The following is a 25,743-nucleotide window of genomic DNA, read 5'->3' as shown; positions in this document are numbered from 1 at the left end:
GCCATCCGTATTTAAAGCCCTACGATAGGTACTACAGTAATCAGCTTAAGGTGAGGGAGGTGCCCGCAATGGCCAAACAAGCGACCGCCGAGAAGCGGCAGCGGCGCGAACGCGGGTCGATCAATCCCGACGACATCATCAGCGGTGCGTTCGAACTCGCGGAGCAGGTGTCGATCGACAACCTGAGCATGCCATTGCTCGGCAAGCACCTCGGTGTCGGCGTCACGAGCATCTACTGGTATTTCCGCAAGAAAGACGACCTGCTCAACGCGATGACCGACCGCGCGTTGCGTAAATACGTCTTCGCGACGCCATACGTGGAGGCCACGGACTGGCGCGAGACTCTGCGCAATCATGCCCGGTCGATGCGGAAAGCCTTCATGGGCAACCCAATTCTGTGCGACCTGATTCTGATTCGGTCAGCGCTCAGTCCGCGGGCCGCCCGGGTCGGAGTTCAAGAGATCGAGAAGGCGATCGCGGGACTGGTCGAAGCGGGGCTGTCGCCGGAACAGGCGTTCGCCACCTACTCGGCGATGTCGGTTCATGTCCGGGGATCGGTCGTGCTGCACCGCCTGAACGAGAAGAATGCGGCGAGCGAAAACGGTGGGCGAACAATCGAAGACTCGATGATCATCGACCCGGACGTGACACCGCTGCTGGCCCGGATGACGGCCAAGGGTCATCACATCGGCGCCCCCGACGACATCAATTTCGAATACGGCCTCGACTGCATTCTCGACAACGCCGGCAGGCTGATCGAGCAGCGCGCCAAGCCGGCTGCGCGACAGCGTAAGTCGACGCCGGCCCGGGCACGCAAGTCGACTCCGGCCGGGCGCACCAAGAGCTGACCCAGCCGGTCCATTCAGCCTTTCGGCGGTTCCGGCACCTGGAAATGCTCGTCCCGGAGCCGGAACGCCTCCCTGGTTCCGTGCTGAGCCCGCGTCTTGACGAAGTTGAACTCCCCCGGCGCGAACTGCAGATTCGTGCCGAACGCGTGAAAGAGATAGCTCGCGACCTCCTCGCCCTGATAGGCCTGACTCTGCTCGACGAGACGGAAAGCCTCCTTGGCGATGACGACGCCGTCGGCCGGCATCTTGGCGGCTTTCTCGGCCCAGTACCGGGCCCGCGCCTGAACCTGCCCGGCCTCGCAGGTTTCGGTGAAGACGCCGAGGTGCTCCACCGTTTCGGCCTCGACGATGTCGCCGGTCAGCAGTAGACGTCTCGTCAACACCGGACCCAGCCGGTGGAAGAACATGTGCAGACTGCCCAGCGCCGGACCCAGAAACCGGGTGGCCGGCATGCCGATCTTGGTCGTGCGGGCGATGACGGAAATGTCTGTCATCAAAGCGATCTCGAATCCACCGCCCAGCGCGTACCCGCTGATCTCCCCCACGGTGACCTTCGGAAAACCCATCAGGTTGTGATAGAAGCCGAACGACTTGCGATCGACCGTGAGCCGGCGGCGCTGGCTCGGCCGGCTCTTCGCCGGTCGGGCATCCGCTGATGTCGAATCCCGTTCCCCGTACCAGCCGTAGGCGTTGTTCATGTCCGCGCCGGCACTGAACACCCCGTCGCTTCCCCGCAGCAGCACCACGGTGAGATCGTCGTCATCCGCCACCCGGTCCAGGCAGCGGGCGACGGCATCCCGCATGGTTGCGTCGTAGGAGTTGCGCTGCTGCGGATTGTTCAATGTGATTGTGGCGATCCGCTTTTCCGGCTCGATCTCGAACAGGACGCGTTCGTCACCACTGTCTGAGGCGGTCATCTACTCGACCCTTTCTTGACATCCGTGCCCAGGTCGAGGTTCGACACCAGCTTCGCCTCGATGGTCTGCCCGGTGCCGAAAGCGAGCGTGCTGCGGCGGGCCGCGGCGAGGTGATCCTGCGCCAGTCTGACTGCTCGGGCGGCGTTGCCGTCGCGGATGGCGTCGAGCAACCGCTGGTGGTCCCGCAGCGCCGCCCGCCTGGTCTTGTCCACCATCGTCGCCGGCTCACCGTGGCCATTCCACACCGCCGACTCGTGTGCGGACCAGATCAACTCCAGGGATCCGATCAGCAGGATCATCGGCTCGTTGCCGCACCGGGACACCAATGTCTCGTGGAACCGGCGGGCATTCGGCACATAGCTCGACAGGTCGTCGAATTGTGTTGTCTGAATTTTGATTTCGCTCTCCAAGTAGGGCACGACTTCCGTCATGCGATCCGCACGCGCCGCGCACATCCCCGCACAGATCGGTTCGAGATGCATCAGCGCCTCGCTGACGTCGACCGGAGTCGCGGCCCGGGTCTGTAACACCATGCTGATCATGTGCGCCGTCCGCTCGGCAGTCGGATGGTGCACCAGCGCTCCCCCGACGTTGCCCCGGCGAACCGAAATCAGTCCGTCGGTCTCCAAGAGATGAATCGCCTCCCGCAGCGCCGGCGGACTGACGCCGAACTCGGCGAAAAGGGCTTCCTGCGAGGGCAGGACGTCCCCTTCCTTCAAGCGACCGGACAAGATGTCATCCCTCAACTTCGAGGCGACGAGCTCGGCCACCCGAGGCTGGCGAAAACGTTGCACGACCATTCAGACCTGCTCGACTCGCCGCTTGCCGAGTCGATGCCCGGTAAGCTTCTCCGGCGGCAGCGCCAACGTGGTCACCGCGCCGATGCACAGCACCTCCTCACCGAGCAGCAGGCGGGCCGTCGAGGTGATGCCGCGCTCCTCCTGCGTCCGGGTGATGTCGAAGCGGAGTTCGGTCAGCACCGGTGTCGGGCGCCGGAATGTGACCTGCAATGAACGAGTCTTACCGGCAAGGCCGGTGACGCAGTTCTGGTGTTGAATGACGCTGTCGAAGAACACTGCGAGAAAGCCGCCATGGACCAGACCGGGCGGTCCTTCGTAGACCAGCGGGAAAGTCACTGTGCCCGAGGCGGTCTCATCGTCCAGGCGGTCAAAGTGGTATTCCGGAAAACAGGGATTGAAGGATCCGATGTCCGTCGCGTGATCCAGGTAGACCCGCGAGACCCCGGCCTCGTCGGCTCCGACCCTCGGCGCACTGTCCGGCGGAATCGCCGCGCTCAACTCGGCCTCCCACTCCCCGATCCGGGCGACGATCGCGTCCACGGTGGGGTGCGGATGTTCGATCGACAGCAGTAGGTTCCCCAGTCGGCGAATCGCGCCGGCCGCGGCGACGGTCTGGGCCAGCGGCGCCTCGCCGAATCGGACGCCCGACCCTGACTGGTGTTCGCCCATCCGACCTCTTCCCGACGGTTGTGTTCCGCACGGCGGCTTTCCTTGCTAAGTTATACAGCGAAGCAATTGTAGTGCCTACTGTAGAGGTATCCGTAACAACAGGGAAGGGTAGATCCTTCGGTGAGCCAGGACGCGGACCCCGCATCGATCGATGGCTCGCTGACCTCGAGTCGCGACGGTGCCATCCTGCGCCTCACCATCGATCGGCCGTCCCGGCGGAATTCCCTGACCCCGAACATGATCGCGACATTCGTCGAGGCGCTGACCGATGCCGCCACCGACGACTCGATTCGGGCGGTCCACCTCCGCGGCGCCGGTGACGACTTCTGCTCGGGCGTCGACTGGGTGGCCACCAACAGTGCCGGCCATCAACCCCGAACCGGCAACCTGCTGCGGCGCGTTCCGCACGCCGCGAACCGGGTGATCGAGCTTGTACACGGCATCCACCTGCCCGTGGTCTGCAGTGTCCGGGGTTTTGCCGCCGGACTGGGTTGCAACCTGGCGCTGGCCGCCGACTTCACCGTGGCCGCCGACGATGCGGTGTTCTGGGAGCCGTTCGCAGCACGGGGATTCAGCCTGGATTCAGGGGCCAGCTGGCTCCTACCGCGGCTGGTCGGCCTCACGCGCGCCAAGCAGATGCTGCTGCTCGGCGACAAGGTCGGCGCCACCGACGCCGCCGCCTGGGGCCTGATCCACCAGGCTGTCACACCGGACGACCTGGACCGTACGACAGACGATCTGCTGGCCCGCTTGGCAGACGGACCCACGGTGGCCCTGGGTTTGGCCAAACAGGCCATCCACTACGGCCAGCACGCATCGCTGAGCGATTCGATGACCCAAGAGCTGTTCGATGTCGAATTATCCTGCCGAACCGCTGATTTCAAAGAGGGCCTCGCGGCTTTTCGTGAGCAGCGCGCACCCCGCTTCCGAGGGCGTTGACGGCGTGCCGGACCAAAGGAGTGCTGAGTTGCAGACCTACGACACGATCACCTACGAGGTGGACGGGCACAAAGCCACCATCACCCTGAACCGGCCCGACGCGCTGAACGCACTCAGCCCGCACATGGTGACCGAACTGCGGCAGGCCTACGCCGAAGCCGAAAACGACGACAACGTCTGGATTCTCATCGTCACCGGAACTGGTCGAGCGTTCTGCACCGGCGCGGACGTCAAGGCGATTCCCGGTGACGGGAAAGTCATCAACGAACGGCCGTACCTGTCGACCTACGAGCAGTGGGAGGCGCCGCAGGAGGGCACGCCGCCGTTTCGCACCATGGCCAAGCCGGTGCTTGCCGCGATCAACGGATTGTGCTGCGGGGCCGGCCTGGACTGGGTCACCACCGGCGACATCGTGATCGCCTCCGAGAAGGCGACGTTCTTCGACCCGCATGTGAGCATCGGGCTGGTTGCCGCTCGCGAGTTGGTCCGGGTAGCGCGAGTCCTGCCGCGGTCGATAGCGCTGCGGATGGCCCTGATGGGCAAGCACGAACGGATGACCGCGCAGCGCGCTTACGAGTTCGGAATGATCAGCGAGATCGTCGACCACGAACGCCTGCTGGAGCGCGCGCACGAGATCGCCGATACGGTCAACCTGAATGCGCCGCTTGCCGTCCGGGGCACTCGACTGGCGATCGTCAAAGGTCTCGATCTGCCGCTGCACGAGGCCGAGATGCTGGCCGAATCCTTCCGCGAGCGCAATCTGCACACCCAGGACTCGCTGGAGGGACCCAAAGCGTTCGTCGAGAAGCGGCCACCGGAATGGCAGTGTCGATGAATTTCGAGACAGTGGAACTCGATGTGGACCGCGTTGACCACGTCGCCACCATCACACTGAACCGCCCTCGGCAACTGAACGCGTTCAACCGAACGATGTGCGACGAGATGACCGAGGTATGGCGCATCGTCAAAGCGGACGACTCGGTCCATGCCGTCGTCCTGCGCGCCGCCGGTGACCGGGCCTTCAGCGCCGGTCTCGATATCAAAACGCCCTACGGTCAGCCCGAAAACATCTGGAATCACGAGGATCCCGGTGAGGCACTCAGCCCGAAATGGCAGAAGATGTGGAAGCCGGTGGTGTGCGCCGTGCAGGGCATGTGCACGGCGGGGGCGTTCTACTTCGTCAACGAATCCGACGTGGTGATCTGCTCCAGCGATGCGACGTTCTTCGACTCCCATGTCTCGGCCGGTCTGGTGTGCGCGCTGGAGCCGATCGGCTTGATGCGTCGCATCGGGCTCGGCGAGACGTTGCGCATCGCGTTGATGGGCAACGACGAACGTGTCAGTGCCGACACCGCTCTTCGCATCGGCCTGGTATCCGAAGTGGTTGCCGCGGAGGACTTGTGGTCTCGTGCGCATCAGATAGCCGCGACCATCGCCGCCAAGCCGCCGTCGGCCACCCAGGGAACCGTGAAGGCGATTTGGGAGTCGCTCGACAAGCCGTATCGGGCGGCGATGGAACAAGGCCTGATCTACACGCGGCTCGGGAATCCGATCGGCACAGCCGAGCTGGTGAACAGCGCCGAGCAACGGGCTTCGAGTCCGAACGTTCGATGACGCCGCATCGACTCAGTCGGCGCATCGACGACGTATTGCACCTCGAGCCCAACGCACCGGCACTCGAGTATGACCGGCAATGGTCTTCGTGGGGCCAGGTCGACTCATTGGCCGCGCGGATATCCGACCTCGTCGGTGACGGGCAACCTCAGGTTGGCATCATGCTGCGCAACCGTCCGGCACATGTGGCGAGTCTGCTCGGTGTACTACGCCGCGGCGCCACGGTCGTGGTGATCAACCCTGCCCGTGGTGCAGAGCGGATCAGAGCGGATGTGGATCAGCTTGCGCTGCCAATGATCATCGCCGAACCTGGCGACCTGACGACGCTCGGCGAACAGGTGGCAACAACGCTGGTGTCGATCTCGGACCTCGACGGCGAGCCGAATGTGACCGAGGCCGTCGAAGATCGGGCGGCGCAGACCCGATCGGGGACCGCGGTGCGGATGTTGACCAGCGGTACGACCGGACCTCCCAAACGGGTGGACCTCAGCTATGACATGCTGGCGCACAGCGCTCTGGGACCGGAGGTCAACCCCGACTCGACACCCGCCGAGGTGCGTCGCGGGGTGGCGATCGTCAACTCGCCCCTGGTCCACATCGGCGGCGTCTTTCGAATCCTGCAATGTGTGGCCGAAGCGCGGCCGTTCGTGTTGCTGGAGCGGTTCGAACTCGACCGGTGGGCCGAGGCGGTGCGCGCTCATCGGCCCCGCGCAGTGTCATTGGTGCCGACCGCATTACGGATGGTGCTGCACTCGAACCTCTCGCGTGAAGACCTGTCCGGAATTCGCGCGGTGACATCGGGCACCGCGCCGCTGTCGCCCGACGATTCCGATGCGTTCACCGAGAAGTTCGGAATCCCAGTTCTGACTTCCTATGCCGCAACCGAATTCGGGGGTGGGGTGGCAAGCTGGACGCTGCCCGACTACCGGGACCATTGGCGGGCGAAGCGTGGCAGTGTGGGCCGCGCCAACCCCGGGGCACAGTTGCGCATCGTCGATGACGACGGCGTCCCGGTCGGGCCCGACCACATCGGCCTGCTGGAGGTGAAGCCCGCTCAACTCGGCCCGTCGGCAGACTGGATGCGCACCACCGACGTCGGCCGAATCGATGCCGACGGATTCCTGTGGATCGTCGGCCGCGCCGATCAGGCCATCATCCGCGGGGGCTTCAAAGTGCTGCCCGACGACGTACGCGCCGCGGTGGAAAGCCATCCAGCCGTGGCAGGCGCTGCCGTCGTAGGGAGACCCGACGCGCGCCTCGGGGAAACGCCGGTGGCCATGGTCGAGTTCCGGGCGGGACAATCGGCGAGTGCCGACGAAATCATTGAATATCTGCGAAACCGATTGGCACGCTACGAGATTCCGACCGGTGTCGAAATCGTCGAGGAGATTCCGAGAACACCATCCGGCAAGCCGGACCTGACCGCGGTCCGCCGGCATTTCGACCATTCCATGAGCCGACATGCGGAATGAACCGGCAACAGTCAGCCAGCTGTTGGGCATGCGGGCCGACGTTGGGGACGATCATCCGTTGCTGATCTGCGATTCCGAGCGCCTCAGCTACGGCGAGGCGGACCGGCGTTCCGCGCTGCTGGCTCGTGGACTCATCGCACTCGGCGCCGGCAAGGGCACGCACGTCGGGTTGCTCTACCCGAACGGCGTCGCGTTCGTTGTCGCCATGCTGGCCGCGGCGCGGATCGGCGCCGTCGTCATACCCTTTTCGACCTTCTCCGCCGCACCCGAGCTGCACCAGCAGCTCGTCGACAGCGATACCGAAATTCTGCTCTCGGCAACGTCGTTCAGATCACACGACTATGTCCGACGGATGGCTGAGGTGTTACCCGGCAGCACCGTCGAATCGGGCGATCGACTGTTCACCGTCGTCGCACCGCGCCTGCGGTATGTGTTCTTCGATGTCTCGCGGCTCGAAGAGCTGGCCGAGAAGGTTGACGAATCACTCTTGAACGCAATGGAAGACGACGTGGCCGGCTCCGATCCGCTGACGATCGTCTACACGTCGGGCACCACAAGCGCACCTAAGGGGGCGATGCACACCCACGCCTCGCTGATCGGCCATCAGCGAGCCCTCAACGGGGTCCGCGACCTCACCGCGTCGGACACGCTGTTCTGCAACTCGCCGTTCTTCTGGATCGGCGGACTGGGGTTTGCGCTCCTGGCCACCTTGATCGCCGGAGCATCGCTGGTGTGCTCGGTCAGTGAGGATCCCGGCGAGACCCTCGATCTACTCGAGGCCGAGAGACCCACCGTCACCAATGGTTTCGTCGCGGGAATAGTCAATCTGACAAAGCATCCGAGCTTCGCCGGCCGCGATCTGTCGTCGATGAAACGGGGCAATCTCTATCCGATCATGGATCCGGCCGCGCGACCGGTCGACCCCGAATTGCGGCACAACATGCTCGGACTCACCGAGGCCGGCAGTGTGGTGCTGATCAGCGGTGACGAGACAGATCAGCCCGAACGACGGCGTGGTTCGTTCGGTCGGCCGGCACCGGGGCTGCACGCCAAGATCGTCGACCCAGACACCGGCGAGCCGATCGAAGAGGGTGCACGCGGCGAACTCTGCATCCGTGGGCCCGCCCTGATGCAGCGCTATTACCAGCGCAGCCGCGAGGAGTGCTTCGACGCCGATGGCTGGTTGCACACCGGCGATCTGGCAGCGACCGACAGCGACGGGTTCGTCTATTACCTCGGCCGACGCGGATCGATGATCAAGACGGCCGGAGCCAATGTCTCGCCCGCCGAGGTGGAAAACGCGATCGGGTCGGTTACCGGCGGGCCCTCCTATGTCTTCGGGATTCCTGACCCTGACCGGGGGCAAGTAGCGGTCGCCGTCGTCGTCGGGGCCGAAGTGGACGAAGCCAAGCTTCGCGGCGAGCTGGCAACACGACTGTCCGCGTACAAGATTCCGCGCCGGTTCGCGATATTGCCGACGTCCGCGATACCGCTGCTGGCCAGCGGAAAACCGGATCTGCAGCGGATGAAGGGTCTGTTCGATGCCTGACACGATCGACGACCTGGTTCGGCGCCGCGCGGCAGAGCATGCGGCCAAGCCGATGGTGGTTGATCCCGAGCATCGGCTCAGCTACCGCGAACTCGCCGACAGCACAACGGAACTGGCGGCAGGGCTGGTGCAATCCGGTGTCGGGAAGGGCAGCCGCGTCGGACTCATCATGCCCAACAGCGTCGGTTGGGTACAGATCGCCGTCGCTCTCACCCGCATCGGCGCCGTATTGGTTCCGCTGAGCACACTGCTGACCGGACCGGAAATGGTCGCGCAACTGCGGACCGCTTCCGTACAGATCCTGATCAGCGTCGAGGAATTTCGGGGCCACCGTTATCTCGACGACCTCGCTACCGCACTCGGCTTGCCCCATCTCACCGGGAGGTTGCAACGCCCCGGACTCCCGGCGTTGCGGCGCGTCTGGAAGACCGATGAAGTGCCGACGGCGACCGACACAGCCATGGTCGACGCCGTCACCGCGACCGTCACGCCCAGCGATCCGATGGTCATCATGTTCACCTCGGGCAGCAGCGGGCCGCCCAAAGGTGTCGTGCACTCGCACGGCAGTGCACTGGGCGCTGTCCGGTCCGGATTGGCAAGCCGCTGCATCGGTTTCGAGACGCACCTGTACTTACCGATGCCTTTCTTCTGGGTCGGTGGTTTCGGCGGCGGCGTGCTGTCCGCGCTGGCGGCCGGCGCAACGCTGATCACCGAGGAAAACCCCCAACCTCAGTCCACGCTGAACCTGCTGGAGCGCGAGCGGGTCACGCTGTTTCGCGGATGGCCCGATCAGGCCGAAGCGCTGGCGAAACACCCGCATCGGGACCACGTCGACCTGTCCGCACTGCACCCGGCGAGTTTGGCCGCGCTGCTACCGACCGAGCAGCGTGCCCAACCGGGCGCTCGGGCAACGCTGTTCGGGATGACCGAAGCTTTCGGGCCCTATTGCGGCTATCCCGCCGACACCGACATGCCGCGCTCGGCGTGGGGCAGTTGCGGCAAGCCGTTCCCTGGCATGGAGGTTCGTATCACCGACTCCGATAGCGGACAGCCCATTCCACCGGGGAGCGTCGGGACGATCGAGATCCGGGGCCCGCACACGTTGCGCGGAATCTGCCGACGCAGTCGCGAGGAGCTCTTCACCGCCGACGGCTTCTACCCCACCGGCGATCTGGGCCGGCTCGACGACGACGGATTCCTGTTCTACCACGGCCGCTCCGACGACATGTTCAAGGTCAGCGGCGCCACCGTCTACCCCACCGAGGTCGAGCAGGCATTGCGAGACATCGACGGCGTTTCCAACGCGTTCGTCACCAATATCGTTGATGGACGGGGAGATCGCGTCGGGGCCGCGGTGGTGTGCGACGCCGGCGTGGCCACTGTCGAGCAACTGCGACGATCGGCCCGGAAGCTGTTGAGCTCCTTCAAGATCCCGACCGTGTGGCTACTGGTCGCCGACGACGATGAGATTCCGCGCGGTTCGACGGGCAAGGTGGACATTCGGCGGTTGCGAGAGATGTTGTCCGCGGCGAACACTGGGTCCTAAACAGGCCAGCCCACCGATTCAGTGACGGGCCGCGCCACAAGTATCGCCGGTGTCAATCGCTGTCGACCACGCCATGCTCAGAGAGGTGATCGATCAGCGGCGCAGCGCCGGCGGCCAGGTGTTGCGACATCGCCGAGCGGGCCGCCTCGCTGTCGCGTCTGGTCAACGCGGTCACCACCCGGCGGTGGTCCTTGATCGACTGGTCCGGCCAGCCGGCGATGACGGGGAACACGGATTCGGGTGCGTAGCGGGTGATCTGGGACATCATCTGCGCGAGCTTCGGTGACTCCGACGCGACGTTGATGGCTCGGTGGAATTCGTGGTTGAGCCGTACCGTGCGCTCGACGTCGTTGCCGGCATATGCCTCTTCCAGCTGTGCCTGGATTGCCTTGAGCTCGCGGAGCTGCTCGTCGTCGATGTTGACGGCGGCCCGTGCGGCCAGCTCACCACCCACATGTGCCTGGAGATTCGCGACGTCGGCAAGATCGCGTTTGGTGACCGGCAGCACCACGAAGCCGCGGCGCGGCTGTTGCGCCAACAGTCCCTCCGAACGCAATTCGAAGAGTGCTTCCCGCACCGGGGTGACACTGATTCCCAGCTCGGCCGCCAGCTGCTCGAGCCGGACGTACTCACCCGCCGAGTAGGTGCCGTCGAAAATCCGTTTACGGACGTAGCGCGCAACGTCTTCCGACAGCTGAGGTCGCGCGGCGAAATCCGGTGCGCTCACCGGTCAAATCCGATACTCGGCAAGCAGTCGCTTGCTGATGATCGACTTCTGGATTTCGCTGGTTCCCTCGCCGATGAGCAGGAACGGCGCGTCACGCATCAGCCGTTCGATCTCGTACTCCTTGGAATAGCCGTAACCACCGTGGATACGGAAGCTCTGCTGCGTCACCTCGGCGCAGTACTCGCTGGCCAGGTACTTCGCCATGCCTGCCGCGACATCGTTGCGCTCACCGGAGTCTTTCAGTCGGGCCGCGTTGACCATCATCAGATGGGCGGCCTCGACTTTGGTTGCCATCTCGGCCAATTGGAATGCGATGGCCTGGTGTTCGGCGATCGGCTTACCGAACGTGTGCCGCTGCTGGGCGTACCGTGCGGCGAGCTCGAACGCCCGGATGGCCACCCCGACCGCCCGGGCCGAGACGTTGACCCGGCCGACTTCGATGCCGTCCATCATCTGATAGAAACCCTGGCCGGGCGCGCCGCCCAAGATGTCGTCGGCGCTCGCGGCGTAACCGTCGAAAATCAACTCGGTGGTGTCGATCCCCTTGTAACCGAGTTTGTCGATCTTGCCCGGGATCAGCAGCCCGGGTTTGACTTCGCCGAAACCCGTTGGCTTCTCGATGAGAAACGCGGTCAGGTTGCGGTGCGGCGCTTCAGCGCCCTCGTCGGTGCGGACCAGCGCGGCCACCAAACTCGAACTGGCGCCGTTGGTCAGCCACATCTTCTGGCCGTTGATCGTGTAGTCGCCGTCGTCACCCCGGGTGGCGCGGGTGCGGATCGCGGCGACGTCGGACCCCAACTCCGGCTCCGACATCGAGAACGATCCGCGAATCTCCCCGGTCGACATGCGCGGCAGGAACCGTTGCTTCTGCTCGTCGGTACCGTGCTGGCGCAACATGTAGGCGACGATGAAGTGGGTGTTGAGCACCCCCGAAACACTCATCCAGCCACGGCCCAGTTCCTCGATACACAGGGCGTAGGTCAGCAGCGATTCCCCCAATCCGCCGTACTCCTGCGGGATCATCAAACCGAACAGACCCATCTCCCGCATCTGGTCGACGATCGCCTGCGGATAGGTGTCGGTGCGCTCCAGTTCCGGTGCGTTCGGGATGACTTCTTTGTCGACGAATTGCCGTACAGTAGCGATGATTTCGTTCTGAACGTCGGTCAGGCCGAGCGTCTGGGCGAGTTTGGTCATGAGGGACCTTTCAGTTATCTGTCTTAGATCGTTTTCGCGTCGGTCAGGCCGGCGATCTCGGCCGCACTGAGCCCCAACGTCTCGGTGAGCACATCGGCGGTGTCGCCGCCGAGCCGGGGCGCGGGCTCGGCCGCGTAGTGGCTGCCATCGAAAACAGTTGGCATGCCGGGTGCCAGATACTCCCCCAACCCGTCCTGATGCAGCGGGGAGAACAACGGATTCCTGGTCACTCGCGGGTCGGCAGCGGTCTCTGCGAAACTCCGGTAGCGCTCGAACAGCACGCTGGTCGCCGACAGCGCCTCGGTGATCTCGGCTGCCGAATGGTCGGCAAACCAGGTGGCGAACAACCCGCTCAGCACCGCGCGGTACCGGTAGCGCACTCCCTCGTCGGCGAAATCGGCGTCCAGCGAATCGGACAGGGCAGCAACGGCTTTCCCGCAACCGGTGACCTCGACCAGGTCCAGGAAGTGCCGCCTTGTCAGCGTCACCACCATGAACGCGGCGCCGTCACTACTGGTGAAATCTTGACCGTACTGGCCGTAGATCGCGTTGCCGAGACGTTCGCGTTGCGTGCCGTTGATCTGAGGTTCGGTGAGCAGTCCCAGGTTTCCGGCAGTGGCCAAGGCGACGTCCTCCAGCGGCAGGCTGATCTGCGCACCGGCACCGGTCTGGTCGCGACGGCGCACCGCGGCGACGATGGCGAGCGCGGCGTAGAGGCCGCAACAGACGTCCCACGCCGGCAACACATGGTTGATCGGTCCGGCGTGGTCGACCGGGCCGGTGACCAACGGAAATCCGGTCGCCGCGTTGACCGTGTAATCGACGCCGGTGGAGCCGTCGTGGCGGCCGAGGACCTGCAGGTGGATCAGATCGGGACGCTTGGCAATGAGCGTGGCGTAGGACAACCAGGGCAATCCCGCGGCGTTGGTCACGACGATGCCGTCGCCCTCGACGATCAACCGCTGTACCAGCTCCTGGCCCGACGTAGAGCGCAGATCGATGGTAGCCGAACGCTTTCCCTTGTTCAGGCCGGTCCAGTAGATCGATGTGCCGTCCTGACTGAGCGGCCACCGGTTGGTGTCCGACGCACCGCCGATGGGGTCGACCCGGATCACCGTCGCGCCGAGTTGGCTCAGCGTCATTCCGGACAGCGGTGCCGCGACGAAACTGGACACCTCGACGATGGTGAGGTCACTCAGCGGGGTGGTCACCGTGGGGCGACCCGTTCGAAGATCGCCGCGAGACCCTGTCCGCCGCCGATGCACATGGTCTCCAGGCCGTAGCGCGCCTGGCGCCGCTGGAGTTCGCGGGCCAGCGTGGCCAGCATCCGGCCTCCGGTGGCGCCGACCGGGTGGCCCAGCGAGATTCCCGACCCGTGCACGTTGGTCCGCTCGAGGTCTGCCTTGCCAAAGCCCCACTCCCGCATGACGGCAAGCGCTTGGGCGGCGAACGCCTCGTTGAGTTCGATGAGGTCGATGTCGCTGAGTTGCAGACCGGCCTTGCCGAGCGCACGTTCGGTGGCCGGGACCGGACCGATCCCCATCACGTTGGGCGCCACCCCTGCGCTGGCCCACGACACCAGACGCACCAGCGGGGTGAGCCCGAGTTCAGCTGCCCGCTCGGGTGTGGTCACCAGACACATCGACGCCGCGTCGTTCTGTCCGCTGGCATTGCCGGCGGTCACCGTCGCATCTGGATCCGCTTTCAGAAGAACGGGTTTGAGCTTGCCCAGCGATTCGACCGTGGTGTCGGCGCGCGGGTGTTCGTCAGTGTCGATCACGTCCTCGCCGCGACGGCTACGTACGGTGACCGGGATGATCTCCTCGGCGAGGATGCCGTCTTTCTGCGCGGCCACCGCGCGCTGGTACGACGTCACCGCCAACTCATCCTGCTCCTGGCGGGAGATGTCGTACTGGCGGCGGAGGTTCTCCGCGGTCTCCAACATCCCGCCGGGCACCGGGTAGTGGCGGCCACCGGCGGTGGTCCGGCCGCGAGCCAGCCCGTCGTGCACCTGCACACCGCCACGGGCACCTCCCCAGCGCATGTCGGTGGAGTAGAACGCGACGTTGCTCATGCTCTCCGCACCGCCGGCCACCACGAGATCGTTGTCGCCGGACTGGATTTGCAGGCACGCCTGAATCACTGCCTGCAGACCCGATCCGCAGCGCCGGTCGACCTGCATGCCGGGAACCGTCACCGGCAGGCCCGAATCGAGCGCGACGACGCGTCCGATCGCCGGGGCCTCGCTGCTCGGGTAGCAGTGGCCGAGGATGACATCCTCGACCGCCTCGGGTGCGACGCCGGTTCGTTCGAGCAGTCCGGTGAGGGCGGCGACGCCGAGGTCGACGGCGCTCTGCGAGGAGAACATTCCCCCGTACCGCCCGATCGGGGTGCGCACCGGCTCGCAGATCACCGCTTCACGGACGCTCACAGGTGCCTGCCGCCGGTCACCTCGAGCACGGTTCCGGTCATGTACGACGAGAGGTCGCTCGCGAGGAACAGCGCGACCTTGGCGACCTCCTCGGGCTCGCCGGCCCGCCCCATCGGAATCTCGGCCAACTTCTCGTCCCAAATGCGTTGTGGCATGGCCTCGGTCATCGCCGACCTGATCAGCCCGGGCTGGATCGCGTTGACCCGCACACCGAGATGCGCGAGTTCCTTCGACGCCGCTTTGGTCATGCCGACGATGCCGGCCTTCGCCGCCGAATAATTGGTCTGGCCGATCATGCCGACTTTTCCGGAGATCGACGACATGTTGACGATGGCGCCACTCTTGTTCTCCCGCATGATCGCAGCGGACTTGCGCAGCCCGTTCCAGGTCCCTTTCAGGTGCACGGCGATCACCTGGTCGAACTGCTCCTCGGTCATCTTGCGCATCGTCGCGTCGCGGGTGATGCCGGCGTTGTTGACCATCACGTCGAGCGAGCCGAAGCCGTCTACCGCTGCGCTCAGCAAGGCGTCGACGTCGTCGCCGGAGGTGACGTCGCAGCGCACCGCTAGGGCAACGGCGTCGCCGCCCAACTCAGCAGCCGCCTTCTGCGTCGCCTCGAGATTCAGGTCGCCGAGTACCACTCGCGCGCCCTCGTCGACGAAGCGGTGCGCGATGGCCAGGCCGAGACCCTGGGCGCCCCCCGTGACGACTGCAGTCTTACCGCTCAACAACGACACACGATCACCGTCTTCCTGTCAGGTCCGCGGCGACAGGGCGCCGGGGCATTATCGAACATCGTATTTCATATATGATCGTGCCTGACTGGCGTCCGGCCGGGGTAGCGGCGCCACTGAATCCCGGGCCCTGAGCCCTGATCGAACCGCCGAAGAAGGAGCGTTGATCCATGCCTACTGCTGCCGTCGACGACGACGATTTCCAGCAGATCCTGGCGGCCACCCGCCAGTTCGTTCGGACCGCCGTCGTGCCGCGCGAGCAGGAGATTCTGGCCGACGATCGGGTGCCGGACGACCTTCGGCAGCAGGCCAAGGACATGGGCCTGTTCGGCTATGCGATTCCGCAGGAGTGGGGTGGCCTGGGCCTCGACATCACCCAGGACGTCGAATTGGCGATGGAACTCGGCTACACCTCGATGGCGCTGCGATCGATGTTCGGCACCAACAACGGCATTGCCGGCCAAGTCCTGGTCGGTTTCGGCACCGACGAGCAGAAAGCCACCTGGCTGGAGGCACTCGCCTCGGGCAAGGTCGCCTCGTTCGCGCTGACCGAGCCCGGCGCCGGATCAAACCCGGCAGGCCTGCGCACCAAGGCCGTCAGCGACGGCGGCGACTGGGTGATCACCGGCGAGAAGCAATACATCACCAATGCCCCGGTCGCCGACCTGTTCGTGGTCTTCGCGCGGACCCGCCCGGCTGACGACGCGGGACCGGGCATTGCGGTCTTCCTGGTGCCCGCCGACGCGGACGGTGTCGAGGTCGGGCCGAAAGACGCCAAGATGGGACAGGAGGGTGCCTGGACCGCCGACGTCCGCTTCACCGACGTGCGGGTGGCGGCCTCCGCGTTGATCGGTGGCAGCGAGGACATCGGCTACCGGGCGGCGATGACATCGCTCGCCCGCGGCCGGATCCACATTGCGGCACTGGCGGTGGGCGCCGCCCAGCGCGCCCTGGACGAGTCCGTCGCGTACGCCGCCTCAGCAACCCAGGGCGGCAAACCGATCGGCAGCTTTCAGCTCGTGCAGGCGATGCTGGCCGACCAGCAGACCGGGGTGATGGCCGGCCGCGCTCTGGTCCGCGACGCCGCCCGGATGTGGCTCCACGACGAGGATCGCCGGATCGCCCCCTCGGCGGCCAAGGTGTTCTGTACCGAAATGGCAGGCAAGGTCGCCGATCTCGCGGTGCAGATTCACGGTGGCAGCGGCTACATGCGTGAGGTGCCGGTCGAGCGCATCTACCGCGACGTGCGACTGCTGCGACTGTACGAGGGCACCAGCGAGATTCAGCGGCTGATCATCGGCGGCAACCTGGTCAAGGCGGCCCAGCGCCGGCAGTGACGGGCGGCGTCGCGGGCTTTGCGTTGACATGTCGCCACCAGCAGTACACGTACAGCGCCATGGAGATCACCAGGACGACGATCACCCACAGCACGACGGTGACATCCACCCAGAAGCCGATCGGTGGCGCGTCGGGTAGCGCATTTCTCAGCGGCACCACTGAAAAAAGAAGCGCCGCATACCATGTCGTCATCGGGGGGAAGAATTCGCGTTTGAATGCCACCGTCTGAACCGCGACGAACAGGGCTAATCCGGCGAGTGTGATCAGCACGGCAAGGATGATCGCCGCGAAAGCCGCGGTGCTCGGCGATCGGTGTAACACCACGTGATACGGCGTCGGCGTCGGGCGGTTGCCCGCATTCTCGACGTCGACCTTCCATCCCGGTATTCGGTCGAAGACCGTCACCGAAGCACGTTCGGGCTTCTTGCGCCCGTGAAACAACTCCACGGTGATCGACCCCGTCTCATAACGGTCGAATGGCCAGCTCGATGGATCCCCGGTCACCGTCAGCTGCACCGGAAAGACCCCGGGAACAACGTCTTTCACCCACGTCCGTTTGGTAGGCACCACGGCAGATGCGACCGCAACGCTGAGGTCCTCCTTGAGCCCGTGGGTGACAGGATCCAGCAGAGCGGGTCCCGGGACGACGGTGAGGTTGACGGTCAACACCCCTTTGACCGGCGCAAGCTCTTCGACATCACACACAACGGTGGTTCCGTCGGCCGTCGGCTCACCGTGGGCTATCTCGTGCGGCCGCCCCATGCCGGTGTGGCTGTACAGCACGATCGTGGCGACGTACGCCGCGATGAACAACGCGACGGCAGCAATGCCCCCCTTTTTCACGGCGGAATTCTCGCACGACGCCGCGAACGACAACGGTCTAACCGCCGAGGCTAGTATCGACGGAGTTACAGTGACCTTTACGATATGGAGCGCACATGACCGGTCGGCTCGCGGACAAGGTCGCATTCATCACCGGAGCGGCGCGCGGGCAGGGTCGCGCGCACGCTGCGCGACTGGCCCGCGAGGGCGCTGACATCATCGCCGTCGACATCGCCGGAAAGCTGCCATCCTGTGTGCCGTACGACTCGGCGACGCCAGAAGACCTCGCCGAGACCAGTCGGCTGGTCGAGGCCACCGGTCGTCGCATCATCGCCTCGGCGATCGACGTCCGGGATTTCGACGGCCTGCGCGACACCGTCAGCAGCGCTGTCGCCACCCTCGGCCGGCTCGACGTCATCGTCGCCAACGCCGGCATCGCGGCGCCGCAGGTGTGGAACGAGATCACGCCCGAATCGTTCCGAGACGTGCTGGACATCAATGTGACTGGCGTTTGGAACACCGTGATGGCCGGTGCTCAGCACATCGTCGACGGCGGCCGCGGCGGGTCGATCATCCTGATCAGCTCGGCGGCAGGCCTGAAGATGCAGCCGTTCATGGTGCACTACACCGCCAGCAAGCACGCCGTCACCGGCATGGCCCGCGCCTTCGCCGCCGAGCTCGGCCGGCATGCGATCCGGGTGAACAGCGTGCACCCCGGTCCGGTCAACACCGCGATGGGGAGCGGCGAGATGGCTGCCAAGATCGCGAGCGCCAACGAGACCGTTCCGACGATGGCCAACGTGCTGACGCCGTTTCTGCCCGACTGGGTGTCGGAGCCCGAAGACATCGCCGACGCGGTCTGCTGGCTGGCCAGTGACGAGTCGCGGCTCGTCACGGCGGCGGCGGTGCCCGTCGACCAAGGCTCGACGCAGTACTAGGAGCTGTTGCGCGCCAACGCTCTGACGATGAACGCCACTTGATGGTCGACGACTTTGTCGAACCACTCCTGACCGGGCCACACGTCGAAATGGTCGCAGGGGTAGTGGTGGACTTCAGCCCTCCCCCGCACCGCGACTTTGACGACCGACTCCGCCGGAACGAACCGGTCGAAGTCGGCGATCTGGACCAGCAGCGGGCAGCGCAGTTTCGCTGCCGCGCCGGACGATCGCACCTTCGCCAGCTGTAGTCCGACACCGGCGTCGATCTCGTTGCGCCAGGTCGGACCCGCCATCGACAGATAGTTCTCGTAGGCGCCCGGAAGCGTCAGCGCACCCGCCTGGCCAGGGCGGCCGACCACCGGCATGTAGGTGGCTCTGCCGCCCATCGCGGCGGCGACACGTCCCTTCACACCGGCTGCCGTCCAGCGCATTCCGGACACCAGATCACGCTGCGTGACGGCCAGCCGGCCGGTGGCCAGCCCACTGGTCAGCGGCGTCAGCGCGATGACGGCGCCGACGCTGGGATCATCTGCGGCCACCCGCAGCACGTGACCACCGGAGAACGAGACGCCCCACAGCACCACCTTGCCGGGATCTACCCCGGCGAGCTGCCGCGCCGCCGCAACCGCGGCACGATAGTCGTCCAATTGCTTTGCGACCGAGACTGTTTGGCGCGGCTGGCCGCTGGACGCCCCGAAGCCCCGGTAGTCGAATGCCAGCACGTCCACACCGGCGCCACTGAGTCGCTGGGCGAAGGGCTCCAGACCGGAGTCTTTGGTGCCAGCGATGCCGTGTGCCATCACCACGATCGGGCGACCGGCGGGACCGCCGAAGCGGTCACCGATACCGCGGAAATGCCATGCGTCGCAGGTGGTGTCACCCGATCGAAAGGTCACCTGGGTGTGCGTCATGCGAATGCCGACTGAGCCGCTCGCGTTTCGGCCCGCTTGGCCCCGGCGGGCAGTTCCCGCGTCCGGATGTCGTGTTCGTAGTAGAAATAGTCGACCTGCTGCGTGTGGCGGGGCCGATCGGTGCAGTGGCCCACATACATCTGCTGGTCGGCGTCGATGACACGTTCCATCTCCGCCGCCGTCGGCAGCGCGTAGCGTCCGACCGCGTACGCGGCCAACAGCCGCGACTGACATTCGACGAACGGGAACAGCGTCGGCACGGCTTGCGCGAAGCCGATGAAGGCCAAATCCTCGAAACCGGGCTTGAACATGCGCTTGTAGAGCCGAATCTGGTTGTCCGGGGCGCTGATCAGCCCGGGGTCGAAGAACGGAAAGGTGATGTTGTAGCCGGTGGCGTAGACGATCGCGTCGAACTCGTCGCTGGTGTCGTCCTCGAAGTGAACCAGGTTGCCGTCGAGTCGGGCGATATTCGGCTTGGGAACCACATCGCCCGAGCCGAGCCGCAGCGGCAACTCCACCGATTGCGTCGGGTGGGCCTCGAAGATCTTGTGGTTGGGCGCCGGCAATCCGTAAAGCGTGGGGTCGGTGCCCATCAGCGGCATCAGCGCCTGAATCGCTTTGCGCTGCCACGACAACGGCAAGTGGGGCGACGTCTTGAAGAACTTGTCACCGGGCCGTCCGGCGATGTACTTCGGAACGATCCACGCGCTCGATCGGGTGGACAGCGTCACCCGGTTCTGTAGCGCACGCGACGACAGCTCGACGGTGATGTCGGCCGCACTGTTTCCCAAGCCCACCACAAGGATTCGCTTGCCGGTCAACTCCAGCGGCGTATGCGGATCGATGTAGTGGTGCGAATGGAGAACGTCACCGTCGAAGGTGCCGGGGAAGTCCGGCCATCGGGCGTCCCAGTGATGGCCGTTGCCGACTACCAGCAGATCGAATTCCCGGGTGGCGCCGGCCTGGTCCTCGATGAGCCAACCACCGCCGTCGTTGCGGTGCGCCCGGGTGACGCCGTTGCCGAATTCGATGTTCTCCAGCAGGCCGAACGTGTCGGCGTACGCGTCGAGGTACGCCTTGATGTCCGAGTGGTGTGGGAACGCCGGGAAGTGCTCGGGAACGGGAAAGTCCTTGAAGGACAATCGATGCTTGGACGTGTCGATGTGCAACGAACGGTAGGCACTGCTGTGTCCGTTGGGGTTGCCGAATGCCCAGTTGCCGCCGATCCGGTCTGACGTCTCGAACGTGGTGTAAGGCACGTCGTAGTCGTTGAGCATCTTGCCGGCGGTCAGACCGCTGATGCCGGCGCCGATCACGGCGGTGCGTGGCCGGCGCATCATGTCGACGACGCCTGCTCGGCGGCGTATTGCCCGACCAGTTCCAGCGAACCCAGTTCGCGGATTGCCTGGCAGCCTCGTGCCAGCATGGTGAGCACCATGTCGTCACCGCGGTCGGTGGCGGTGGCGAACGCGAAACCCAGCGCCGATATCAACACCGTCTGCGTCATACCGAGTCGGTAATCTTGCCAACAACTTTCGCGGTCGTAACCGCTGACGCCATAGCCCTGTAATTCACGGTGGTAGTCGTCGACGAGGTCCTTCTCGATCGCGGCGCGCAGTTCGGGCTTGAGGCTGGTCGCGGTGAAGTACGCGAGGTCGCGGGCCGGCAGACCCACCCCCAGCGTCTGCCAGTCCACCACCGTCACCCCGGCCCCCCCGGGAAAGAACAGCAGGTTGTCCAGACGGTAGTCGCCGTGCAGCAGCGCAAAGCGGTCTCGCTCGGCCATCAGCCACGGCGCCACTAAATCCATTGCCGCCGAGAAGGTTTGCCGGTCCGCGGCGCTCATCCGATCACCGAGCTTGTCCAGCGTGATCTCCGCGCTCATCCGCGCGACCTCGCCCAGCCCGTTGGCCGACGCCTCGTCGGGCCGCGCGAACGCGATGCCAGGAAAGTCGAGCCACACCGGATCGCACCAACTCGGCCCGTGCAGTCCGGCCAGCGCCGTGACGGCCAGACGCGCCTCGCGCTCGGCACAACCCGCGATCTGATCGCCCTGTGTCGCGGGAGCCTGGTCGGCCAGCAGCAGTGCGTAGTCCAGCGCGTCGTCGCTGATCTCACAGTAGAAGCAGTCCGGGGTCGGCACCTTCACCTGATCGACGACGCCGGTGTAGAAGGCGCATTCACTGCGGTAGCCGATGGTCACCCGGTCGCGCACGGCGTCGTCCTGGGCGGGCAGCTTGATCACGAAGGTGTCCGGCAGACTGGTCTTACCTTTGTAGGTCACCGAAACCCGATACGTCGCTCCGGTCTGACCCGTGCCGATGGCAGTGACGTCCACGTCGGACAACGGTGTGTCGCCGCCCAGCACGGCGGAAAGCCATTCGACGGTGACATCGTCCGGATATCGGGGAATCGGCATGGCGATACTGTAAGCCATTCGGCACGGCCACCGATCCGGGTTCGGCCGTACTCTTCAGCTGTTCAAACGTCGACGAAGGACGGCCGCGCCCGGTCCCTCCAGCGCGTCCAGCGACGCGGCACGTCCACAGGCACTCATCAGCAGCGCGGCCAGCGGACCGGTGGCCTCGCTGCCGGCACCCCAGGATCGCGCTACGTCGTTGGCGGACAATCGAATTCCGCGAAGCCGGCGCGGCGGCACGAAACCGATCGGCCAGGGGCCGGTGAGAAAGTCCATGGCCGGGACGGCGTGCCGCGGGTCCGGCTCGAAGGGCATGCCGAGCGCAATCCGGACGTCACCGCTGTGTACCAGGATGTCGGCCAGCGGCCCCCGCGGGCCGAACAGCGGCGAGCTGACCGGGCGGTCGGCATGTTCGTACAGTGCGGCAATGATCTCAGCGATCGGCGCCTGCGCCCGCCGCTTCGCCAGGTCGTCGATTCCGCGACTCAGACTCCGCCGCCGGACGGCCATTCGGAAGAAACCCGGCATTCCGTCGAGGACGGTGCTCACGACGTGAGCGGCGACGGTCTTGACATCCCAGCCGTGGCACAGGCTCGGCGTCGCCAATTGCCGCTCGTCGAGGCCGTCGATCAGATCGGCGAATCGACGGCGTTGGTCTGCCACCGCTGCGAACACGGCGTGGTTGTCGGTGTCGGCCACCGCTAGTCCTCTCTCGTCGGAGTCCAGATCTCGGTGGGGTCAGAGCGACCGCGCAGCACCGTCTCGCCCTCCGACGCCCAGTGGGCACGCTCGGCGCCATCAGCGCGGTCGATTGCGGCGGACGAGGACACGATGCGCTGACCCAGCGTCTTGGCCAAGTCGGCCAGCCGCGCGGCTTCATTGACCGCATCGCCGACAACGGTGTATTCGTAACGGTTTTCGGCCCCGATATTGCCTGCAAATACCGGGCCGGCGGAGACACCGATGCCGAAGTCGACCTGTGGCAGCCTGTGCAGCTGGCTGCGCAGCAGTCGCGCGGTCGCCAGCGCCGCCGATGCGTAATCGCCGTGGGCCAGCGGCGCCCCGAAGACGGCCAGCGCGGCGTCACCCTGGAACTTGTTGATCAATCCATGGTGGTCGTCGACGGCGCTGACCACGATTCTGAAGAAATCGTTGAGCACCCGCGCCACTTCTTGCGGGGGCCGGCTCCCTGCCAACGTCGTGGAACCGACCAGGTCGATGAAAAGGATTGCGGCCTCGCGTACATCGCCGGACAGCGAGGTGCCCTCGTCGATCGCGCGCCGCGCCACGTCGGCGCCGACGTGACGCCCGAACAAGTCCCGCAGCCGGTCGCGCTCGGCGATTCCCGAGACCATGCGATTGAATCCGTCTTGCAGTCGGCCGATTTCGGACTTCTCGTAGACGCCCACGGACGTGTCGATGTTGCCGCGTTCGACGCGCGCCATGGCGTCGACGACCTCGCGCACCGGATCCGAGATCGATCTGGAGGTCATGATCATCACCGGCAGACCGATCAGGATCGCGACGAGCGTCACGACCAGGATCGGCATCTCGACCGACCCGGTCTTCTGGATGATCCAGCCGTTGGAACGCGTCAACACCAGGCCGGCGATGGCCAGAGACGGCAGACCGCTACCCAGTAGCCACAGGCCCACCAGTCGGGCGATCACGCTGGGCGCGAACACCAGTCCGTCGGTCCCCTTCTTGGCCGCCAACATGATCGGACGTAGGGATCGCTGGGTGAGTAGCAGGCTCAGGCTGGCCGCTGCCGTCCCGCCGAAGACGACCGCCAGCAGCGTCGGAACCCACAGTGCCGCAACGCCGCTGAGATTGAAGACCAGATAGCTCAGCCCGCTGATCCCCCAGACCACCCCCAGGATGATCGACTGCCGGGCCAGCAGGCGCATGGCGGAGCGCCGTTGATCGTCATTCGGTTGCCGCCCGCCGACGAACCACCGCAACACCGGAACGAGGTTCGCGACTCCGCCGCCGGCCACTGCCGCGGTACCCAGAGCCACGATGATCGCCGCTGTGATCAGGCTGGTCGGCTCGAAGTAGACCTGCGTGTCGTCGGCGAAGTGACCGTGCAGCGGGATGACGATCGCGGCGGCATCGGCGGTGCCGATCAGATGAGCGCATGCAAGACCGGCCGCATAGCGGATCGCCATCGTGCGGCCGGTCGCGCGCTGCGTTCGTCCGGCGTCGGTCACGGGACTCAACCTAGCCCGCCGACCTGGTGCGCCGGGCGGACTACGGCCAGGTCAGCCGACGGGGTAACCCACCGACTTCACCTCGGTGTACTGGTCGAAGCCGGCGATACCGTTCTGGCGGCCCACACCGCTGTCCTTGTAACCGCCGAACGGAGTGTCCGCGCCGTAGGGCGCCCCGCCGTTGACGCCGATGAAGCCGGCCTTGATCCGACGGGCCACCGCCAGCGAATGCTCCAGCGAGCCCGACATCACGTTGCCGGCCAAGCCATACGGGCTGTCGTTGGCGATCCGGATAGCGTCTTCTTCGTCGTCGAAGGGGATGACCGAGAGCACCGGCCCGAAGATCTCTTCCTGGGCGATGGTCATCTTGTTGTCGACATCGGTGAAGAGCGTCGGCCGGATGAAGTAACCCTTGTCGAAACCTGTTTCCGCACCCGGGCCGCCGACCAGCGCGGTGGCGCCTTCCTCGACGCCCTTCTTGATGTAGTCGGAAACCCGGTCGAACTGCCGCTTGGAAATGACTGGGCCACAGAGTGTTCCGGGATCCTGCGGGTCACCGCAAGTGATGTTGTCGTAGATGCTCTTGAGGATCGCCACGCCCTCCTCGTAGCGCGACCGCGGGAGCAGCATCCGGGTGGGGTTGGCGCAACCCTGCCCGGCGTGCATGCACGGGGCGATGCCGATCGCACACGCGAGTCCGAAGTCGGCGTCCTCGAGAACGATGGTGGCCGACTTGCCGCCCAGTTCGAGGAAGAGCCGCTTCATGGTCGCCGCGCCCTTTTCCATGATCCGCTTGCCGACCACCGTCGAACCGGTGAACGAGATCAGGTCGACCTTCGGCGACAGCGTGAGCTCTTCGCCGACAAAGTGATCCGACGCGGTGACGACGTTGACGACGCCGGCGGGGATGTCGGTCTTCTCGGCGATCAAGCGGCCGAGGCGGTTGGCGTTGAACGGGGTGTTGGGCGCCGGCTTGAGCACCACCGTGTTACCCGTCGCCAGTGCCTGACCCAGCTTGTTGATCGTCACCTCGAACGGGAAGTTCCACGGCACGATCGCGCCGACCACGCCGACCGGCTCGCGCCACACCTTGATGGAGGTGTTCGCGCCGGTCAGGCTGATCACGCGGTCGCCGAGGTCGGTCTCCCACGCGTATTCGTCGATCAGGCGGGCCGGGTACTTGAGTCCGTCTGCCAACGGGGCGTCCAGTTGCGGCCCGAAGGTGATCGCGCGAGGCGAACCGACCTCGAGGATGAGCTCTTCGCGGAGCTCCTCTTTCTCGGACTCGATCGCTTCGTGCAACTGGAGCAGACAACGTTGACGCAATTTGTGGTTGGTCGACCAGTCGGTGTCGTCGAAGGCCCGGCGGGCGGCGTCGATGGCCCGGTGCATGTCCTCTTTCGACGCGTCGGCCACCTCGCCCAGCGGTTCTTCGGTGGCCGGGTTGAGGTTGGTGAAGGTGCCGGCCTGGCCGTCGACCAATTTGCCGTCGATCATCATCTTCGGCTCGAAGCGGACCTTTACACTGTCAGTCATGTTTGTTGCTCTTTCGTTGATGGGAATCGAGCTGCCCGCCGGGTCGAAGTTTATTATGGAGAGCCTTACTGGAACGTAGCCGGTTGGCAACCCTCCATCACGCGCCAGGTCAGTTGACCAAATATC

24 protein-coding genes are annotated in these 25,743 nt (G+C 65.4%); 9 read left to right on the top strand and 15 right to left on the bottom strand.

The window, feature by feature from the left end:
* Positions 1-68: 68 nt before the first annotated feature.
* Complete coding sequence (locus tag CYU59_RS19675) at positions 69-848, top strand: TetR family transcriptional regulator (RefSeq protein WP_293001753.1); 780 nt, start codon at positions 69-71, stop codon at positions 846-848.
* Positions 849-862: 14 nt separating this feature from the next.
* Here the strand turns inward: CYU59_RS19675 and CYU59_RS19670 are convergent, their stop codons facing one another.
* The 3 genes from CYU59_RS19670 to CYU59_RS19660 are packed head-to-tail and all read right to left on the bottom strand — an operon-like array spanning position 863 to position 3,234.
* Positions 863-1,765, bottom strand: coding sequence for an enoyl-CoA hydratase/isomerase family protein (locus CYU59_RS19670; protein WP_293001751.1), 903 nt, complete (start codon positions 1,763-1,765; stop codon positions 863-865).
* Entirely contained in the window at positions 1,762-2,565 is an 804-nt protein-coding gene (locus CYU59_RS19665; protein WP_293001749.1) for a GntR family transcriptional regulator, read from the bottom strand. Before CYU59_RS19665 ends, CYU59_RS19670 begins: the two co-directional genes overlap by 4 nt.
* Positions 2,566-3,234, bottom strand: a complete 669-nt coding sequence (locus CYU59_RS19660) for a hypothetical protein (protein WP_293001747.1) — start codon at positions 3,232-3,234, stop codon at positions 2,566-2,568.
* A 120-nt stretch (positions 3,235-3,354) separates the two neighbouring features.
* On the opposite strand from CYU59_RS19660, the gene CYU59_RS19655 reads away from it, so the two are divergent.
* From CYU59_RS19655 to CYU59_RS19630, 6 genes are read left to right on the top strand one after another with little or no spacing between them, the layout of a single operon-like run.
* Positions 3,355-4,173, top strand: coding sequence for an enoyl-CoA hydratase-related protein (locus CYU59_RS19655; protein ID WP_293001745.1), 819 nt, complete (start codon positions 3,355-3,357; stop codon positions 4,171-4,173).
* A 28-nt stretch (positions 4,174-4,201) separates the two neighbouring features.
* Positions 4,202-5,008 carry an enoyl-CoA hydratase-related protein gene (locus tag CYU59_RS19650; RefSeq protein WP_293001743.1) on the top strand — a complete coding sequence of 269 codons (807 nt, stop codon included), beginning with the start codon at positions 4,202-4,204 and terminating at the stop codon, positions 5,006-5,008.
* A complete protein-coding gene (locus CYU59_RS19645; RefSeq protein WP_293001741.1) occupies positions 4,993-5,787 on the top strand; it encodes an enoyl-CoA hydratase/isomerase family protein in 795 nt (264 codons plus the stop codon). Before CYU59_RS19650 ends, CYU59_RS19645 begins: the two co-directional genes overlap by 16 nt.
* Positions 5,784-7,259, top strand: a complete 1,476-nt coding sequence (locus CYU59_RS19640; protein WP_293001739.1) for an AMP-binding protein — start codon at positions 5,784-5,786, stop codon at positions 7,257-7,259. Before CYU59_RS19645 ends, CYU59_RS19640 begins: the two co-directional genes overlap by 4 nt.
* Positions 7,249-8,808 (top strand): class I adenylate-forming enzyme family protein, encoded by a 1,560-nt coding sequence (locus CYU59_RS19635; RefSeq protein ID WP_293001737.1) that lies wholly within the window; start codon positions 7,249-7,251, stop codon positions 8,806-8,808. Before CYU59_RS19640 ends, CYU59_RS19635 begins: the two co-directional genes overlap by 11 nt.
* Positions 8,801-10,354 (top strand): class I adenylate-forming enzyme family protein, encoded by a 1,554-nt coding sequence (locus CYU59_RS19630; RefSeq protein WP_293001735.1) that lies wholly within the window; start codon positions 8,801-8,803, stop codon positions 10,352-10,354. The genes CYU59_RS19635 and CYU59_RS19630 overlap by 8 nt, the downstream gene beginning before the upstream one ends.
* 52 nt (positions 10,355-10,406) lie before the next feature.
* On the opposite strand, the gene CYU59_RS19625 is transcribed toward CYU59_RS19630, so the two are convergent.
* Genes CYU59_RS19625 through fabG form a run of 5 tightly spaced genes read right to left on the bottom strand, consistent with a single transcriptional unit; the run spans position 10,407 to position 15,446 of the window.
* The gene (locus CYU59_RS19625; RefSeq protein ID WP_293001733.1) at positions 10,407-11,081 is read right to left on the bottom strand and encodes a GntR family transcriptional regulator; all 675 of its coding nucleotides are present in this window, start codon (positions 11,079-11,081) and stop codon (positions 10,407-10,409) included.
* A 3-nt stretch (positions 11,082-11,084) separates the two neighbouring features.
* On the bottom strand, positions 11,085-12,278 hold the full coding sequence (locus tag CYU59_RS19620) for an acyl-CoA dehydrogenase family protein (protein ID WP_293001731.1): 1,194 nt from the start codon (positions 12,276-12,278) through the stop codon (positions 11,085-11,087).
* A 23-nt stretch (positions 12,279-12,301) separates the two neighbouring features.
* On the bottom strand, positions 12,302-13,489 hold the full coding sequence (locus CYU59_RS19615) for a CoA transferase (RefSeq protein WP_293001729.1): 1,188 nt from the start codon (positions 13,487-13,489) through the stop codon (positions 12,302-12,304).
* Positions 13,486-14,709: an acetyl-CoA C-acetyltransferase gene (locus CYU59_RS19610; RefSeq protein ID WP_293001727.1), complete on the bottom strand. Its 1,224-nt coding sequence runs from the start codon at positions 14,707-14,709 to the stop codon at positions 13,486-13,488. Before CYU59_RS19610 ends, CYU59_RS19615 begins: the two co-directional genes overlap by 4 nt.
* Positions 14,706-15,446 carry a 3-oxoacyl-ACP reductase FabG gene (gene fabG, locus CYU59_RS19605; RefSeq protein ID WP_293001725.1) on the bottom strand — a complete coding sequence of 247 codons (741 nt, stop codon included), beginning with the start codon at positions 15,444-15,446 and terminating at the stop codon, positions 14,706-14,708. The genes CYU59_RS19610 and fabG overlap by 4 nt, the downstream gene beginning before the upstream one ends.
* A gap of 167 nt (positions 15,447-15,613) precedes the next feature.
* On the opposite strand from fabG, the gene CYU59_RS19600 reads away from it, so the two are divergent.
* Entirely contained in the window at positions 15,614-16,780 is a 1,167-nt protein-coding gene (locus tag CYU59_RS19600) for an acyl-CoA dehydrogenase family protein (RefSeq protein ID WP_293001723.1), read from the top strand.
* On the opposite strand, the gene CYU59_RS19595 is transcribed toward CYU59_RS19600, so the two are convergent.
* Positions 16,755-17,624: a DUF4436 domain-containing protein gene (locus CYU59_RS19595; RefSeq protein ID WP_293001721.1), complete on the bottom strand. Its 870-nt coding sequence runs from the start codon at positions 17,622-17,624 to the stop codon at positions 16,755-16,757. The genes CYU59_RS19600 and CYU59_RS19595 overlap by 26 nt on opposite strands.
* A gap of 95 nt (positions 17,625-17,719) precedes the next feature.
* Between CYU59_RS19595 and CYU59_RS19590 the strand changes: the two genes are divergently transcribed.
* A complete protein-coding gene (locus tag CYU59_RS19590) occupies positions 17,720-18,541 on the top strand; it encodes a mycofactocin-coupled SDR family oxidoreductase (RefSeq protein WP_293001719.1) in 822 nt (273 codons plus the stop codon).
* On the opposite strand, the gene CYU59_RS19585 is transcribed toward CYU59_RS19590, so the two are convergent.
* The 6 genes from CYU59_RS19585 to CYU59_RS19560 all read right to left on the bottom strand — a co-directional run bounded on the left by CYU59_RS19585 (position 18,538) and on the right by CYU59_RS19560 (position 25,617).
* Positions 18,538-19,452, bottom strand: a complete 915-nt coding sequence (locus CYU59_RS19585; RefSeq protein ID WP_293001717.1) for an alpha/beta fold hydrolase — start codon at positions 19,450-19,452, stop codon at positions 18,538-18,540. The genes CYU59_RS19590 and CYU59_RS19585 overlap by 4 nt on opposite strands.
* The gene (locus CYU59_RS19580; RefSeq protein WP_293001840.1) at positions 19,449-20,789 is read right to left on the bottom strand and encodes an NAD(P)-binding domain-containing protein; all 1,341 of its coding nucleotides are present in this window, start codon (positions 20,787-20,789) and stop codon (positions 19,449-19,451) included. Before CYU59_RS19580 ends, CYU59_RS19585 begins: the two co-directional genes overlap by 4 nt.
* Positions 20,789-21,871, bottom strand: a complete 1,083-nt coding sequence (locus CYU59_RS19575; protein WP_293001715.1) for a phosphotransferase — start codon at positions 21,869-21,871, stop codon at positions 20,789-20,791. Before CYU59_RS19575 ends, CYU59_RS19580 begins: the two co-directional genes overlap by 1 nt.
* A 54-nt stretch (positions 21,872-21,925) precedes the next feature.
* Positions 21,926-22,570 carry a maleylpyruvate isomerase family mycothiol-dependent enzyme gene (locus CYU59_RS19570; protein ID WP_293001713.1) on the bottom strand — a complete coding sequence of 215 codons (645 nt, stop codon included), beginning with the start codon at positions 22,568-22,570 and terminating at the stop codon, positions 21,926-21,928.
* A gap of 2 nt (positions 22,571-22,572) precedes the next feature.
* Entirely contained in the window at positions 22,573-24,039 is a 1,467-nt protein-coding gene (locus CYU59_RS19565) for an adenylate/guanylate cyclase domain-containing protein (RefSeq protein WP_293001838.1), read from the bottom strand.
* A gap of 93 nt (positions 24,040-24,132) precedes the next feature.
* Positions 24,133-25,617, bottom strand: coding sequence for an aldehyde dehydrogenase family protein (locus tag CYU59_RS19560; protein WP_293001711.1), 1,485 nt, complete (start codon positions 25,615-25,617; stop codon positions 24,133-24,135).
* Between the last annotated feature and the right edge of the window lie 126 nt (positions 25,618-25,743).

Source organism: Mycobacterium sp. (assembly GCF_002863225.1).
Taxonomy (GTDB): domain Bacteria; phylum Actinomycetota; class Actinomycetes; order Mycobacteriales; family Mycobacteriaceae; genus Mycobacterium.
This window is presented reverse-complemented; position numbering and strand designations above follow the sequence as displayed.